This window comes from Hymenobacter metallilatus (assembly GCF_003944705.1).
Classification (GTDB): Bacteria; Bacteroidota; Bacteroidia; order Cytophagales; family Hymenobacteraceae; genus Hymenobacter; species Hymenobacter metallilatus.
In genome coordinates, this window is sequence record NZ_RWIS01000002.1 from 119,804 (window position 1) to 133,999 (window position 14,196).

Genomic DNA, 14,196 nt, shown 5'->3' on the forward strand with positions numbered 1-14,196 from the left:
CCGGAAATAGTTGGCTACCTTTGTTTTGCTACACCTTCTTTGGTTATGGTAGCAATGCTGGTAGTTACACACAGGCTGCAGTGCGCTGCCTGTTCGCCTAATACCCTTTTCTGTGCAAACACTACACGTTCCGCAAACCCCTCCTGTTGCTTCCCCAACGGCGGCCTCTGAGGACCACTGGACGGAAGTAATTCAGCCCCGTACCCGTCTGCTCGACCTAGGACTGCGCCAGGTGTGGAACTACCGCGACCTGGTGATGCTGTTTGTACGGCGCGACTTTGTGTCCACGTATAAGCAAACCGTACTGGGCCCCATTTGGTTTTTTATTCAGCCTCTGCTCACTACCATCATGTTTATGGTGGTGTTCAATGGCATTGCCAAAATTCCGATTGGCGATGCGCCGCCTCTGGTGTTTTACCTGGCTGGCATCACCATTTGGAACTACTTCGCGCAGGCACTTACCTCTACCTCCACGGTATTCACGGCCAACGCGGCCATTTTTGGCAAGGTGTACTTTCCGCGCCTGACTATGCCGCTGTCCATCGTGCTGTCCAATCTGGTGCGCTTTGGCATTCAGCTGGCGCTTTTTCTGGTGGTGTGGCTCTTTTACCTGTTCACTACCGATAAAGTGCACCCCAACGCCTACCTGCTGCTGATGCCGGCACTGGTGGTGCTGATGGGGCTGCTGGCCCTGGGGCTGGGTATGATTTTCAGCGCCCTAACCACCAAGTACCGCGACCTGGCCATGCTGCTCACCTTTGGGGTGCAGCTGCTGATGTACGCCACTCCGGTTATTTATCCGCTGGCCAACATCACGGGCGAGGCCGATGGCTGGAAGAAGTGGCTGATTCTGGCCAATCCGCTGACGTCCATCGTGGAAACCTTCCGCTACGGCTTTCTGGGCGAGGGTACCTTCAACTGGATGTACCTGGGTTACAGCACTGCTGCCACCATTGGTATTCTGCTGGTGGGTACCATTGTCTTCAATAAAGTAGAAAAGAGCTTCACCGATACGGTGTAGGGTATTCCTGTAGCACACACTATGAGCGACGTAGCCATTCGGGTAGAAAACCTGGGCAAGCTGTACCGGCTGGGCGAAATTGGAACGGGTACGCTGAGCCACGACCTCAACCGCGCCTGGGCTCGCCTGCGCGGTAAGGAGGATCCCTTTGCCAAAATCGGGGAAACCAACGACCGGACTACCAAGGGCAGTAGTGATTTCGTGTGGTCGTTGAAGGACGTCAGCTTTGAGGTGAAGCAGGGTGAGGTGCTGGGTATCATCGGGCGCAATGGGGCTGGCAAATCCACGCTGCTGAAGGTGCTCTCGAAGGTGACGGCCCCCACCGCCGGCCGCGTGAAGGTAAAGGGCCGCATTGCCTCTCTGCTGGAGGTGGGTACCGGTTTTCACCCGGAGCTGACGGGCCGCGAGAATATCTTCCTCAACGGCGCCATCCTGGGCATGACCAAAGCCGAAATCCGCAGCAAATTCGATGAGATTGTGGATTTTTCGGGTGTGGAGCGCTACATCGACACGCCCGTAAAGCGTTACAGCAGCGGCATGTACGTGCGTCTTGCCTTCGCCGTAGCCGCCTTTCTGGAACCCGAAATCCTGATTGTGGATGAGGTGCTGGCCGTAGGCGACGCCGAGTTTCAGAAGAAGTGCCTTGGCCGTATGAAGGACGTAAGCGTGAACGACGGCCGCACTGTGCTGTTTGTGAGCCACAATATGGGCGCGGTAACTTCTCTGTGCAATAAGGCGCTGGTGATGGGCAATGGCCAGGTAGTATTTGATGGAGGAGTGCAGCAGGGCGTTGATTATTACCTGCGCCAAGGCAATAGCGCTACGGCGGGCTCTTACCGCAATGAGGACCCTAAGCCCAACGATATTTTGCGGGTGGACCTGCTGAGTCCAGCCTTGGAGTCCCAGACCAATTTTTACTTTAATGAGGATATTATCCTGCAAGTTGAAGTGGTCATCAGCGACCCGGAGAAGAATTATGTGCTAGGCTTTCGGATTAAAGATCAGACGGAGCGCAACGTATTTACCAGCCAGATAGCTATACAGGATATAACTGATCAGGCCGGTACGTACACAGTACAAGCAGTAATACCCCATAGCACGTTGGTGCCAAATCGATACACTCCTATATTGGCGCTACATATTCCAAATGTAGAAGTTGCTGCGTATCTGGAAGATTCGGTTTCTTTCGAAATTGAGGAAACCGGAACAGATTTTTTTCAATACGCTGGTAATGATTACGGATGTGTATTCGTGGACTGTAAATGGTCTTTGATATGATGATGTTAAAGAGAATTGCAAAAAAAATTCTTAAAATTTCTGAATCATCTCCTCAAGATGTAAACAAAGGGTTTTACACTGTTGGTGAGAGAACTAGGTTTAATCCAAACGCGAATCTTTTTATACGAAATAAAAACATTGTTAGGCCATTTATAAAGATTGGTAATGATTGTGTAATAGAGTCTGATTTTATATTTGAAATAAAAGAAGGTATTATTGAAATAGGGGACAGAACATTTTTGGGTGGTGGCACAAAATTTATTTGTGTTGATAAAATCACTATTGGAAATGACGTCATGTTCTCCTGGGGATGCACTATAATTGATAGTAATTCTCATTCTTTAATCTGGGAGGAAAGAAAGAATGATGTTATTGATTGGAAAAAAGGGCTTGATGAGAATAAAATTGGAATATACAAGGATTGGAGTGTTGTGAAAAAATCCGAAATTGTTGTTAAGGATAAAGCATGGATTGGATTTAATACAATAATTATGAAGGGCATAACAATTGGTGAAGGTGCAATAGTTGCTTCTGGTAGTGTTGTAACTAAAGATGTTCCCGATTACGCAATAGTAGGAGGGAATCCAGCTAAAATTCTAAAATACACTTCATGAATTGGCACGAAACCATTGCGCAGATCAGAAAAGATCCAAAGTATGCCGAATTGGTAGAACAGGCATATTTTGATGCAGACTTACAGCTGAACGTTGAGCGCTTTGGTAAAAGTGCGGAATTCATCAAAACACTGGAGATACTTCAGAAATACTCTCCAGATGCTAAAACAATTCTGGATATTGGCTCTGGAAATGGCATAAGTGCCGTGAATTTTGCACTGCGCGGCTATACCGTTACGGCCGTAGAGCCGGACCCCAGCGACAGTGTAGGCGCTAATGCTATCCGTAAGCTTCAAGCCCAGCTAGAGCTTACAGATATGAATGTATTTGAGCAGTTTGCCGAAAATATTGGGTTTGCAGATAACAGCTTTGACGTTGTGTATGTACGTCAGGCGGTTCATCATGCATATAATCTCACTGAGTTTTTGGCGGAATGTGGTCGGGTGCTAAAACCAGGTGGAATATTACTCACTATCCGCGACCATGTGGTGTTCGATGCTGCGGATAAGCAATGGTTTTTGGAAATGCATCCATTACACCGCTTCTACGGTGGCGAAAATGCGTTTAGCCCGGCAGAATACAGACAAGCCATGCAGGCGGCGGGACTACAGATCGAAAGAGAATTGAAGTTCTACGATTCTGTTATCAACTACTTTCCCACCAGTGAGGCAGAAATTGCGCAGCGGCAGGCTGGGCAGGAGCTGCATTTGGCCAAGGAACTCCAACGCAAGCTGGGCCTATTAGGACGCATTCCGCTATTGCAACGGTGGTATAAAGCTAAAAATAGTGTAGATGGCTCTTTGTTGAATGAACGTGCTGTTCCCGGACGCATGTATTCTTACATTTGCATTAAGCCATGAAGAAAGTTCTGGTAGTTGGCTCCAAGGGTTTTATCGGTCAGTATGCGTACCGGTTGCTTCAGCAGCAGTACGGCTACGAGTGCTGGGGCTGCGACGTGGTGGCGGAGTACAACGACCCGCGCTATGTGGTAATTGACAGCACTACCGCGGATTTTAATGAGCTGTTCGAGGCTGAACTGTTTGACTTCTGCGTGAACTGCTCTGGCGCGGCCAGCGTCCCCGATTCGTTAAAGCATCCGTTGCGCGACTTTTCGCTCAATACCTACAATGTAGCCAAGCTGCTGGAAGCCATTCGACGGCACGCACCCGCCTGTCGGTTCATTAACCTGTCCAGCGCGGCCGTATACGGCAACCCCTCGGTGCTGCCCATTCCCGAAACGACTGCCACCGTGCCGGTTTCGCCTTATGGCCAGCACAAGCTCATGGCGGAGCAGCTATGCCAGCAGTACCAGCAGTTTTTTGGGGTGGGTAGTTGCGTACTGCGCATTTTTTCGGCTTATGGGCCTGGTCTGCAGAAGCAGCTGCTGTGGGATATTGCCCAGAAAAGCCGCGACACTACGGCGCTTACCCTGTTTGGTACCGGGCAGGAGTCGCGCGACTTTGTGTACGTTACCGATATTATTCGGGCCATTGAGCGGGTGCTGGCGGCCGGAACCTTTGATGGCGGAGCCTACAACCTAGCCAGCGGGGTAGAAACTACCGTGGCCGAAGTAGCCACCAGCCTGCTGCGGGCTCTGGGCTTTACCGGGCAGCTCCATTTTTCCGGTGCCGGCCGTTCCGGTGACCCCGTCAACTGGCGGGCTGATATCAGCCGCCTGACCGCGCTGGGCTTCGTGCCGGCAGTATCAGTGCAGGAGGGCGTTCAACACTACGTAGAATGGCTACACGAAAGCGGGTTGCGCTGATTTATGCGTACAACGAGAACTGGATTGGGGGTACCTATTACATTGAAAACCTGATTGCGGCTCTGGCTACGCTGCGCGATTCGGAGCAGCCGGAGCTGTTGATTTTCTGCCGGGAGCCCGCTGATGCGGACCGCCTGCGCCAGGCCGTACAATACGCGCACTGGTCGTTCCGGCAGTTTGAGCGGCGCCTCTCACTGCCGGAGCGCATCATCAATAAAGCGGCTCACCTGCTCACGGGCAAGCGTCCCATCAGCAGCCTCTACCACGATGCGGAGCTGATTTTTCCGCTGCCTACCGGCTGGCGGCACTACTTTAGCCGCATTCCGCACCATCTGTACTGGATTCCTGATTTTCAGGAGCACTACCTGCCCGCCTTTTTTCAGGCCGAGGAAATCCAGGCTCGCAAAGCCGACCAGCGGCTGGTGCTGGAGTTGGCTCGGCACATCGTGTTCAGTAGCCGCGCGGCCCAGCACGATTTCAACGCCATTTACCCCGGCAGCAACCTGACGCAGCACATCTTACCCTTTGCCGTCAGCCACCGCGCTGATGCGCCCGCCGCAACTGAGTGCCTGGCCCGTTACCAACTGACAGGACCTTATTTCATCTGCAGCAACCAGTTCTGGAAGCACAAAAACCATCCTGTAGTGTTGCAGGCCGTAGCAAAACTGCGCGATACGCATCCGCAGGTGCAGGTTGTATTTACGGGTAAGGAGCACGATTACCGCAACCCCAGCTACTTCGCCGAGCTGATGGTCCTGCGCGAATCGTTGGGTGTAGAAGCGCAAACACGGTTCCTGGGCTTTATCCCCCGCGACGACCAGCAGGTGCTGATGGCCTCTGCCCTGGCTGTTATTCAGCCTTCCCTGTTTGAGGGCTGGAGCACGGTGGTGGAGGATGCCAAATCCATGCAAGTGCCATTGCTGGTATCCGACTTGGCCGTGCATCGGGAGCAGTTGCAGACGTACGCTGCCGCCGGCTTTTTCAACCCGGCCCAGCCCGAAGAACTGGCGGAAGCAATGCACTGTGCCTTGGCCGGAAAACTACCTGCCAAGCCCTATACCTATAGGCAGGATGTGGCCCGGTTCGGGCAGGAATTTATGCGTATCGTTCACCAGATTACGGCATAAGTCGTTTTACTTTTTGCTCATTGCCGCTTATGCCGTTGTTCAGCATCATCATCCCAACCTTCAACTCGGCCGCGACGCTGCGGGGCTGCCTGGACAGTGTACTGGGGCAAACCTGCCGCGACGTGGAAATCCTGATTCAGGACGGGGGCTCCACTGATGGTACCGCGGCCATTGTGCAGGCAGCGGCCGAGCAGGCTCCCGGCATCATCCGGTGGGTTTCAGAAAAGGACAAGGGTATTTATGATGCCATGAACCGCGCCCTGGCCCGCACTGCCGGCGAGTGGGTGTACTTTCTGGGCTCCGACGATTACTTGCACGACGAGCAGGTGCTGGCCGACGTGGCCGCTGTGCTGCAAGAAACTACCGCCGACATCGTGTACGGGGATGCTATAGTGGCAAGTAATCATGGCAGACATGGCGGCCCTTTTGATCTGAACAGACTTCTGACGTATGGTAACCTATGCCATCAAACCATATTCTATCGGCAGCGGATATTCAGCCTGATAGGAAACTATAATCTTAGCTACCCGATTGTGGCTGATTGGGATTTTAATATCCGTTGCTTCCGGGATACTACGCTACTTACCCAGTATATGCAGCGGGATATAGTGCTATACAATGATGTGACAGGTATTAGCAGCACCTCCCAGAACGACCCATTCTATCAGTTAGTACCAGCCTTCCATATTAAACGGGCAAATAATCTTGAACGAGAGAAACAGGATATTTTACGCTCACGTGAATTTCAAATAGGTTCTAGTATATATTCCTTTTTGAAGAAAACGGGCCTGCTCACGCTACTCAGAAAGTTGCGCTAACTTTTTACACTCTGGTTTATGGCCCGACTTCTTTTCGTTCTGCACGAAGCTTCCCGTACTGGGGCACCTTTTACGCAGCTGCACCTGATGCGCTGGCTGAAACAGCATACCCAGCACAAAATGCTCATTCTGCTGCTCAAAGGTGGAGCCCTGGAGCCGGAGTTTGCGGAAGTGGCCCAGGTACATGTGGTTCACCCGCCTTACGTGCCAGGGCAAAGCCTGCAAATCCGGGCTTGGAACCGGTTGGGCCAGTTCTACCGCTCCCACGAAGACCGCGCCCTTGCTATAGCCCGCGCTTTCCAAGCCGACCTGATTTTTGCCAATACGGCCGTAGCACTCAGTTACGCCGCCACCTTGAAACAACAGTTGCGGCTACCGCTGATTAGCAGTCTGCATGAGCTGGAAATTACCTTCTATTACTGCTCGGCTACGGAATTCCGCCGCGCCGCCGAACAGGTAGATGCCTTCATGATGGGCTCGGAAGCCGTACAGCAGTACTATATTCAGCAGTTTGAGGTAGAGCCCGCTCGTACGCACCTTATTTATGACTTTACGGGTCCTGTGCCAGCCCAGCTAACACCACCGGCACAGGACATCCGGGCCCGCTACGGCCTGGAGCCAGGTACGTTGCTGGTGGGAGGAATGGCCACGCTGATTTGGCGCAAGGGGCCGGAGCTATTCTTAACCGTAGCGCAGCAAGTCGCCCAACAACTACCCAACGTGCATTTCATCTGGGTAGGGGGGGACCCCAAATCGGCCACTTACCAGGAGTTGCAGCGTGATGTGCGTTTGCTGGGGCTGCAGGACCGTGTAACACTGGCCGGCAATCAGGCAGATATTGCCAGCTACTACGCCGCCTTCGACGTGTTTCTGCTCACCTCCCGCGAAGACCCGTTTCCGCTGGTGTGCCTGGAAGCGGCCCTGTACGAAACGCCCGTGCTGTGCTTTGCCAACTCGGGGGGAATGCCTGAGTTTGTGCGCGACGACGCCGGTGTGGTAGTGCCCTATCTGGATACGGCGGCTATGGCAGCTAACACAATAGCTTTGTTGCAGGATGAACGCCGCCGGCTGCAGTTGGGGCGCACCGCCCGACAGCGTGTGCTCGATGAACATACCATCGAGGCTGTTGGGCCTGCTATTCTTCATCTCATCGAATCCACTCTGTCCACCTCTTCTGCAGGTTAGATAGATACCCCTGTATGCCTATGACTGCTCAGCAGCCCACGGTTTCTGTCATCATTCCCAACTACAACCACGCCCGCTACCTGCCCGAGCGGCTGGACAGCGTGCTGAACCAGACCTACCGCCAGCTGGAAATCATTCTGATGGACGACTGCTCCACGGATGAGAGCCGCCCGATTCTGGAGGACTATGCCCGGCGGGATGCCCGCGTCCGGCTGGTGTTCAACGAGCAGAACAGCGGCAGCACTTTCCGGCAGTGGAACAAGGGACTAGGGCTGGTCACGGGTGAGTACGTGTGGATTGCAGAAAGCGACGATGCCGCTGAGCTGACGTTGGTGGAGCAGTTGGTGGGCCAACTGGAAGCGCACCCCGATGCCGGCCTGGCCTATTGTCAGTCCTGCTACATCGATGCTGACAGCAAACGGGCCGGCGTGGCCTTGCTGTTCGAGGACGGTCTGGGTGGCACCGACTACCACCGCCCCGGCCCCGAGTTGGTGCGCCAGTACATGCCCATCACCAACATCGTTCCGAATGCCAGCGCCGTGCTGCTGCGCCGCAGCACCGCGGCGGCCGTAGGGCCGGCCCCGGAGGACATGCGCCTGGCTGGCGACTGGCTCTACTGGATCCGGTTTATGCTCCAGACCAACGTTTGCTACCTGGCCGCGCCCCTCAACTATTTCCGCTCCCACGGCCAGAACGTACGCTCCCACACCCTGGCCGAGGGCCGGAACCTGGTGGAAATGGCCCGGGTGCTGGGCTACGTGCGGGCTCAGGTGGAACTGGCGCCAGCCGTATATCGGCAGGCGCTGCGCATGCTGGTAGAGCGGTGGTTTCATACCTTCATTTATTCCCCACTCACCTGGCGCGGGCACCAAGCTTTCATGCATGAAATGCAGCGGACGGAACCCGGCTTTCCCCGTATCTTTGCGGGTCTGGTACTGGGCCGGCTTGCGCAAAACCGGTTCAGTGGCCTGAAAATGCTCGTGGCCGACAAGCTGCTAGGGTAGACACATTGACTTTCAGCTTCCGGCCCGCCCGGAAGCTTCATTATCCAGAATAAGCGTCCATGATAGGAGATTCTACTACCGTTGCCAGTCCAGTTACCTGCGTAATTGGTGGCGCGGGCTTTATTGGGCGCGCTGTGGTAGCTGAGTTGCTGGCCCGGGGCCGCCAGGTAATTGTAGTAGGGCGGGGTGATGCGGGAACGGCGCTGCCGGCCGGAGTCCGCTACCTGGAAAACGCGCCCGAAGCCGGCACTACCGTAGTGCGTGAAGCCCTGGAAGCCGCCACCGAAGTAATAGATCTGGCCTACGCTACCAGTCCCGGCACCAGCTTCCAGGACCCGGTCAACGATATTCTGGTGAACGTGCCCGAAACCGTCCGGCTGTTCGAGCTGGCCGCGTCCATGACCCACCTGCGCAAGTTCGTCTGGATTTCCTCGGGCGGCACCGTGTACGGCCGCACCCCGGCCGTACCCATCACCGAAAACCACCCCACGCTGCCGCTTTCCCCTTACGGCATCACCAAGCTGGCCCTGGAAAAGTACGCGCACATGTACTTTGAAACCCGGCAGCTGCCCATCGTGTGTGTGCGGCCTGCCAATGCCTACGGCGAAGGACAGCGGCCCTACGGGGGGCAGGGCTTCGTGGCTACGGCCATTGCCTCCATTCTCGATGGTAAGCCGCTGACATTGTTTGGAGAGCAGGGCACCGTGCGCGACTACCTGCACGTAGCAGATATGGCAACCGGCATTGTGGCAGCCTTGGACGGCGGCCTGCCCGGCGAGGTGTACAATTTGGGCAGCGGCCAGGGACTCACCAATCGACAGATTCTGGATTTGCTGGCTCCGCTGGCGGCGGCAACTGGCCGGTCCGTGCACCTGCTCCGCCAGCCTGCCCGCCCCTTCGACGTGCCGGCCAATATTCTGGACTGCAGCAAGCTAAGCGCTACTACTGGCTGGCAGCCCCAGTTGAGCATTACGGCCGGCCTGGCACGGACCTGGGACTGGTTTGCGGCCTCCCGTGCTGCGCATGCTTCCTTCCAAGATCAAAAGGCGGGGTAATGAGTGGTTCTTCCTTGCCCCGCATTGGGTTTCTTACGAGCACCGACCCCCTGAATCGTCGTTCCTGGTCGGGGGTGCACTACTCCATTTTCCGGGCGGCCGAGCGGGTGCTGGGGCCGGTAACGGCACTGGGCCCCGTGCCCATGACCTGGCCCATCCGTATCGGCAACAAGCTCAACCAGCACCTGATTACGCCTCTTACCGGCAAACGCTACCACCACGCCTGGAGTGTGCTGTTGTCGCGGATGTATGCCCGCCGGTTTGCCCGCCAGCTCCAGACCCAGCCCTTCGATTTGCTGCTGGCCCCGGCCTCCTTCACGGAAATTGCCTACCTGAACACGAAAGCCCCGATTGTTTATATCGAGGATTCCACGCTGCGGCAGCTCATCGATTTTTACCCCGGCCTGATGGGCCTGCTGAGCGTGTCGAAGCAGGAACTGAACCACATTGAAAAGCGGGCCCTCGACGCGGCGGCGCTGGTGTGCTACTCTTCGGAGTGGGCTGCGCAATCGGCCATTCAGGATTACGGGGCCGATCCGGCCAAAGTGGTTGTCATTCCGTTCGGAGCTAACTATCCGTCGCCGCCGGAGCGGGCGGAGGTAGCCGGCAAGGAGCGCGGGGCCGAGTGCCGGCTATTTCTGCTGGGCGGCGAGTGGGGCCGCAAGGGCGGGGCCATTGCCTACGACGCTATGGTGGCCCTCAACGAAATGGGCGTGCCCGCCACGCTCACAGTGGTGGGCTGTGCACCCCCGGCCCACGAGGCGGCCCGTTACCAGCACCCCGGCTTCACTACCATTCCTTACCTGAACATGGGCGAGCCGGCCGACCTAGCTCGCCTAGACAGCCTGTTCCGAACGGCTGATTTCTTTATTCTGCCCTCCCGGGCTGAGTGCGCCGCTATTGCCTTCGCCGATGCCAACTCTTTCGGACTTCCTGTCGTAACGACCGACGTCGGCGGAATTGCCAGCTTCGTGGAGCAGGGCAAGACCGGACTGATGCTACCGCTTAGTGCTACTGGCCCCGATTTTGCGGCGGCTATTCTGGCCTTGTTCCAGAACGAAGCCGCTTACCAGCAAATGCGGGCCGCTGCCCGGCAGCGCTACGAAACTGTTTTAAACTGGGACCGGTGGGCTACACAGCTTCGGCAGGAGTTGATCAATCGTAAGCTCTGGCCGCCTGTTAATACGAAGGTACCGTTGGCACATTCCTGATGTAGCCGGACAATCCCGTACCTTTGCCCTCCGATTTTTACCGCTCATGCAGATTCCATTCCTTTCTTTCTCGCCCCAGCATCACCCTATCCGGGAGGAGGTGCTGGCGGCCATTGCCCGGGTGTACGACAGCCAGTGGTACGTATTGGGCCAGGCCGTAACCGATTTTGAAGCGGCCTACGCGGCATTCAATCAGGTAGAACATTGCGTGGGAGTGGCCAACGGGCTGGATGCGTTGCACCTGTCGCTGATTGCCCTTAACATCGGCCCCGGCGACGAGGTAATCGTACCTTCCAACACCTACATTGCTACCTGGCTGGCAGTATCGTTCGTAGGAGCCACGCCGGTGCCAGTAGAGCCCAGCGCGACTACCTATAACCTTGATCCAGCCCTGATTGAGGCCGCCATTACACCCCGCACGAAGGCTATTATGCCGGTACATCTGTACGGGCAGGCCTGCGAGATGACAGCCATTATGGCCGTTGCGCGTCGCCACAATCTGGTGGTCGTTGAAGATAATGCCCAGGCGCAGGGCGCCACCGCCGATGGAGGCCTCACCGGTAGCTTTGGTAATGCCAACGGCACGAGCTTCTACCCGGGCAAAAACCTGGGAGCTCTCGGCGACGGCGGAGCCATTACTACCAACGACGCGGAAATAGCCCAGCGCCTGCGCAGCCTGCGCAACTACGGCTCCCAGAAGAAATATTACAACGAGGTAATCGGCTACAACTCCCGGCTCGATGAGATGCAGGCCGCCGTGCTGTCGGTGAAGCTGCCGTACCTACCGGACTGGACCCGGCAGCGCCAGCAGGTGGCCGCCCGATATAATGACTTGTTGGCCGGTATTGAGGGACTGCAACTGCCCGTAGTGGCGGCCGGCAGCACCCACGTATATCACCTCTACGTGGTGCGCACAAACCAGCGCGACGCTTTGCAGCAGCATTTAGCGGCTCAGGGCATTGGCACGCTCATTCACTACCCGGTACCACCGCACATGCAGCAGGCGTACGCGCATTTGCAGCTGCCGGCCGGACGGTTCCCCATTGCTGAAGAGCTGGCCGCTACCAGCCTCAGCCTGCCCATGTGGCCCGGCATGACGGAAGAGCACGTAGCTGCCGTAGCCGATGCCGTCCGCTCGTTTTTCAACTAGACTGTTTATGTTTTCAACGGTTCCGTGCCTGCTGGACTTTGCCCGTATGGGCTCGGATGCCATTGGGTATCTGACGGTAGCACAGCGCTCCGGCTTACCCTTTGCAATTCAGCGGGTATACTGGACCTATCAAGTGCCACCAGATACAATTCGGGGTGGGCATGCCCACCATGACTTGGAACAGTTAATTTTTGCTGTTAACGGACAAATAGGTTTGTCCTTGGAAGGCGTAAAGGGTGACAAGCACGAGTTTATGCTTTCCCAGCCTGATCAGGGTTTGTATGTTCCGCGTCTTTATTGGCGTGATATTACCTTCTCTGATCAAGCCGTGTTAATGTGCTTGGCGTCAGAGGAATACACCGAAGACGATTATATCCGGGAATATTCAGAGTTCAAAAAGCTACAACATGCCTATTCCTAACGCCGGTACTCCGCCTTCCTACTATGTACATCCCGCGTCGTTGGTAGAAACTACCGACATCGGGGCTGGAACATTGATCTGGGCATTTGTACACGTACTGGACGGCGTCAGCATTGGTACGAACAGTACCATTTGTGACCATTGCTTTGTGGAAAATGGGGTGGTCATTGGGAGCAATGTGACGCTGAAATGCGGTATTTACCTCTGGAAAGGTGTTACTCTTGAGGATAATGTGTTTCTCGGGCCTAATGTGGTCTTTACAAATGATTTGCATCCGCGAAGCAAGAATACCAATTTCGTTCTAGCTTCTACTCTTATTCAACAGGGTGCTTCAATTGGGGCAAATTCCACCGTGCTGGCTGGTGTGACGGTAGGGCGTTACGCCCTTTCCGGAATAGGTTCAGTTATCACCCGGAACGTAAGGGACTATGCATTGGTATACGGTAATCCAGCCCGGCAGCACGGTTGGGTAGATGAGAATGGTCATAAGTTATCGGCTGCTGAGGAAGGCATCTGGATATCTCCTGAAACAGGGAGTCGATACCAAGAAACTGCGGCTGGTTTGGTCCCGTTGTCTGCTGTATGAATGAACTGCCGTTAGTAAGCATCGGTATTGCCTCTTACAACAATGCACTGTATGTGGAGGAGTTATTGGAGAGCATACGCTGTCAGACCCATACGGCAATTGAGCTTATCGTTGTCGATGATTGCTCGCCTGATAATTCGGTGGAGGTAATTCAATCCTGGGCTCAGCGCACCGGCTACCCGGTAAAGTTGCTGTGTCACGAGAAGAATCAAGGCATTACCCGGACCTTTAGTGACTGCCGCCGCCTCTCCACGGGTAAGTACATCTCTTTAGTAGGTTCAGACGATGTGCTGGATCCTCAAATGATTGAATTGACGGTAGCGGAATTTGAGCGACAGGGGGCATCCTGCGGCGCTATCTACTCAGACTGCCGGGTAATTGATTCGCAGGGTAAAGAGTTGGCTGCCAGTTTTTTGGAGTTCTTTGACCCCAAATTTGCACTACACCCTCCCGAAGGCAATTTGATTGTTCCGCTGCTAACAGGGTTTTATCTGCCAGCCCTAACGACTACTGTCCGTCGCTCTGCTATGGACCAGGCCGGACCTTACGATGAGACGCTGTTTTCGGAAGATCTGGATATGTGGCTTAGGCTCTCTCGGGTATCCCGATTTGCATATCTGCCCGCCAGCCTGGGCTCCTATCGGGTCCATAATGCCTCCGCCATCCATACTAACAAGCTGGCCCTCAACGAAACCTATTTCCGCATCTACCGGAAGGGCTACTTCGAAGGACCTGAGGAGTGGGCCGCTGCCCGCTATAGCCTGGCCGATCATGCCGAACACTACTACGCCAGTGGGGGGCCGGAAGCGCCAGCGCGGTTGTGGTTTGCCTTTCAGGAAACCCGCCTGCCCAAAATAGCCTTATTCTGGCTGATGGCGCGGCTTGGCGTAAAATATTCGGCTCTGCGCCGCGCCACGGGCCGCTGAAGTCCGTAGAGGGCTTCCGATTGTTACCAGTAGTT

At 55.3% G+C, this 14,196-nt stretch carries 14 protein-coding genes and 1 pseudogene; all 15 read left to right on the forward strand.

Annotated elements, in window-relative coordinates; genetic code table 11:
* The first annotated feature begins 112 nt into the window (after nucleotides 1-112).
* The 15 genes and pseudogenes from EI290_RS03865 to EI290_RS03935 all read left to right on the forward strand — a co-directional run bounded on the left by EI290_RS03865 (nucleotide 113) and on the right by EI290_RS03935 (nucleotide 14,161).
* A complete protein-coding gene (locus tag EI290_RS03865; protein WP_246008842.1) occupies nucleotides 113-1,021 on the forward strand; it encodes an ABC transporter permease in 909 nt (302 codons plus the stop codon).
* A 21-nt stretch (nucleotides 1,022-1,042) separates the two neighbouring features.
* The gene (locus EI290_RS03870) at nucleotides 1,043-2,299 is read left to right on the forward strand and encodes an ABC transporter ATP-binding protein (RefSeq protein WP_125426960.1); all 1,257 of its coding nucleotides are present in this window, start codon (nucleotides 1,043-1,045) and stop codon (nucleotides 2,297-2,299) included.
* Between the two features lie 458 nt (nucleotides 2,300-2,757).
* Nucleotides 2,758-2,913, forward strand: a pseudogene (locus tag EI290_RS22965) (acyltransferase); the annotation flags it as partial.
* The gene (locus EI290_RS03880; protein WP_125426964.1) at nucleotides 2,910-3,773 is read left to right on the forward strand and encodes a class I SAM-dependent methyltransferase; all 864 of its coding nucleotides are present in this window, start codon (nucleotides 2,910-2,912) and stop codon (nucleotides 3,771-3,773) included. The pseudogene EI290_RS22965 and the gene EI290_RS03880, both read left to right, overlap by 4 nt.
* On the forward strand, nucleotides 3,770-4,678 hold the full coding sequence (locus EI290_RS03885; protein ID WP_125426966.1) for an NAD-dependent epimerase/dehydratase family protein: 909 nt from the start codon (nucleotides 3,770-3,772) through the stop codon (nucleotides 4,676-4,678). Before EI290_RS03880 ends, EI290_RS03885 begins: the two co-directional genes overlap by 4 nt.
* Nucleotides 4,651-5,805 (forward strand): glycosyltransferase family 4 protein, encoded by a 1,155-nt coding sequence (locus tag EI290_RS03890; protein ID WP_125426968.1) that lies wholly within the window; start codon nucleotides 4,651-4,653, stop codon nucleotides 5,803-5,805. Before EI290_RS03885 ends, EI290_RS03890 begins: the two co-directional genes overlap by 28 nt.
* Nucleotides 5,806-5,834: 29 nt before the next feature.
* A complete protein-coding gene (locus EI290_RS03895) occupies nucleotides 5,835-6,623 on the forward strand; it encodes a glycosyltransferase family 2 protein (RefSeq protein WP_125426970.1) in 789 nt (262 codons plus the stop codon).
* Between the two features lie 18 nt (nucleotides 6,624-6,641).
* Complete coding sequence (locus EI290_RS03900) at nucleotides 6,642-7,808, forward strand: glycosyltransferase family 4 protein (RefSeq protein WP_125426972.1); 1,167 nt, start codon at nucleotides 6,642-6,644, stop codon at nucleotides 7,806-7,808.
* 14 nt (nucleotides 7,809-7,822) lie between these two features.
* Nucleotides 7,823-8,812: a glycosyltransferase family 2 protein gene (locus EI290_RS03905; RefSeq protein WP_125426974.1), complete on the forward strand. Its 990-nt coding sequence runs from the start codon at nucleotides 7,823-7,825 to the stop codon at nucleotides 8,810-8,812.
* A gap of 59 nt (nucleotides 8,813-8,871) precedes the next feature.
* Nucleotides 8,872-9,867, forward strand: coding sequence for an NAD-dependent epimerase/dehydratase family protein (locus tag EI290_RS03910; RefSeq protein ID WP_125426976.1), 996 nt, complete (start codon nucleotides 8,872-8,874; stop codon nucleotides 9,865-9,867).
* On the forward strand, nucleotides 9,867-11,078 hold the full coding sequence (locus EI290_RS03915) for a glycosyltransferase family 4 protein (protein WP_125426978.1): 1,212 nt from the start codon (nucleotides 9,867-9,869) through the stop codon (nucleotides 11,076-11,078). Before EI290_RS03910 ends, EI290_RS03915 begins: the two co-directional genes overlap by 1 nt.
* 46 nt (nucleotides 11,079-11,124) lie before the next feature.
* Nucleotides 11,125-12,228, forward strand: a complete 1,104-nt coding sequence (locus EI290_RS03920) for a DegT/DnrJ/EryC1/StrS family aminotransferase (protein WP_125426979.1) — start codon at nucleotides 11,125-11,127, stop codon at nucleotides 12,226-12,228.
* A 7-nt stretch (nucleotides 12,229-12,235) separates the two neighbouring features.
* Complete coding sequence (locus tag EI290_RS03925) at nucleotides 12,236-12,649, forward strand: sugar 3,4-ketoisomerase (protein WP_125426980.1); 414 nt, start codon at nucleotides 12,236-12,238, stop codon at nucleotides 12,647-12,649.
* The gene (locus EI290_RS03930; RefSeq protein ID WP_125426982.1) at nucleotides 12,636-13,235 is read left to right on the forward strand and encodes an acyltransferase; all 600 of its coding nucleotides are present in this window, start codon (nucleotides 12,636-12,638) and stop codon (nucleotides 13,233-13,235) included. Before EI290_RS03925 ends, EI290_RS03930 begins: the two co-directional genes overlap by 14 nt.
* A complete protein-coding gene (locus tag EI290_RS03935) occupies nucleotides 13,232-14,161 on the forward strand; it encodes a glycosyltransferase (protein ID WP_125426984.1) in 930 nt (309 codons plus the stop codon). Before EI290_RS03930 ends, EI290_RS03935 begins: the two co-directional genes overlap by 4 nt.
* Nucleotides 14,162-14,196: the final 35 nt, after the last annotated feature.

Bases quoted from the DNA above. Each gene is read 5' to 3' on its own strand.
- EI290_RS03870 (WP_125426960.1), top strand. From the start codon at position 1,043: ATGAGCGACGTAGCCATTCGGGTAGAAAACCTGGGCAAGCTGTACCGG.
- EI290_RS03880 (WP_125426964.1), top strand. From the start codon at position 2,910: ATGAATTGGCACGAAACCATTGCGCAGATCAGAAAAGATCCAAAGTAT.
- EI290_RS03885 (WP_125426966.1), top strand. From the start codon at position 3,770: ATGAAGAAAGTTCTGGTAGTTGGCTCCAAGGGTTTTATCGGTCAGTAT.
- EI290_RS03890 (WP_125426968.1), top strand. From the start codon at position 4,651: ATGGCTACACGAAAGCGGGTTGCGCTGATTTATGCGTACAACGAGAAC.
- EI290_RS03895 (WP_125426970.1), top strand. From the start codon at position 5,835: ATGCCGTTGTTCAGCATCATCATCCCAACCTTCAACTCGGCCGCGACG.
- EI290_RS03900 (WP_125426972.1), top strand. From the start codon at position 6,642: ATGGCCCGACTTCTTTTCGTTCTGCACGAAGCTTCCCGTACTGGGGCA.
- EI290_RS03905 (WP_125426974.1), top strand. From the start codon at position 7,823: ATGCCTATGACTGCTCAGCAGCCCACGGTTTCTGTCATCATTCCCAAC.
- EI290_RS03910 (WP_125426976.1), top strand. From the start codon at position 8,872: ATGATAGGAGATTCTACTACCGTTGCCAGTCCAGTTACCTGCGTAATT.
- EI290_RS03915 (WP_125426978.1), top strand. From the start codon at position 9,867: ATGAGTGGTTCTTCCTTGCCCCGCATTGGGTTTCTTACGAGCACCGAC.
- EI290_RS03920 (WP_125426979.1), top strand. From the start codon at position 11,125: ATGCAGATTCCATTCCTTTCTTTCTCGCCCCAGCATCACCCTATCCGG.
- EI290_RS03925 (WP_125426980.1), top strand. From the start codon at position 12,236: ATGTTTTCAACGGTTCCGTGCCTGCTGGACTTTGCCCGTATGGGCTCG.
- EI290_RS03930 (WP_125426982.1), top strand. From the start codon at position 12,636: ATGCCTATTCCTAACGCCGGTACTCCGCCTTCCTACTATGTACATCCC.
- EI290_RS03935 (WP_125426984.1), top strand. From the start codon at position 13,232: ATGAATGAACTGCCGTTAGTAAGCATCGGTATTGCCTCTTACAACAAT.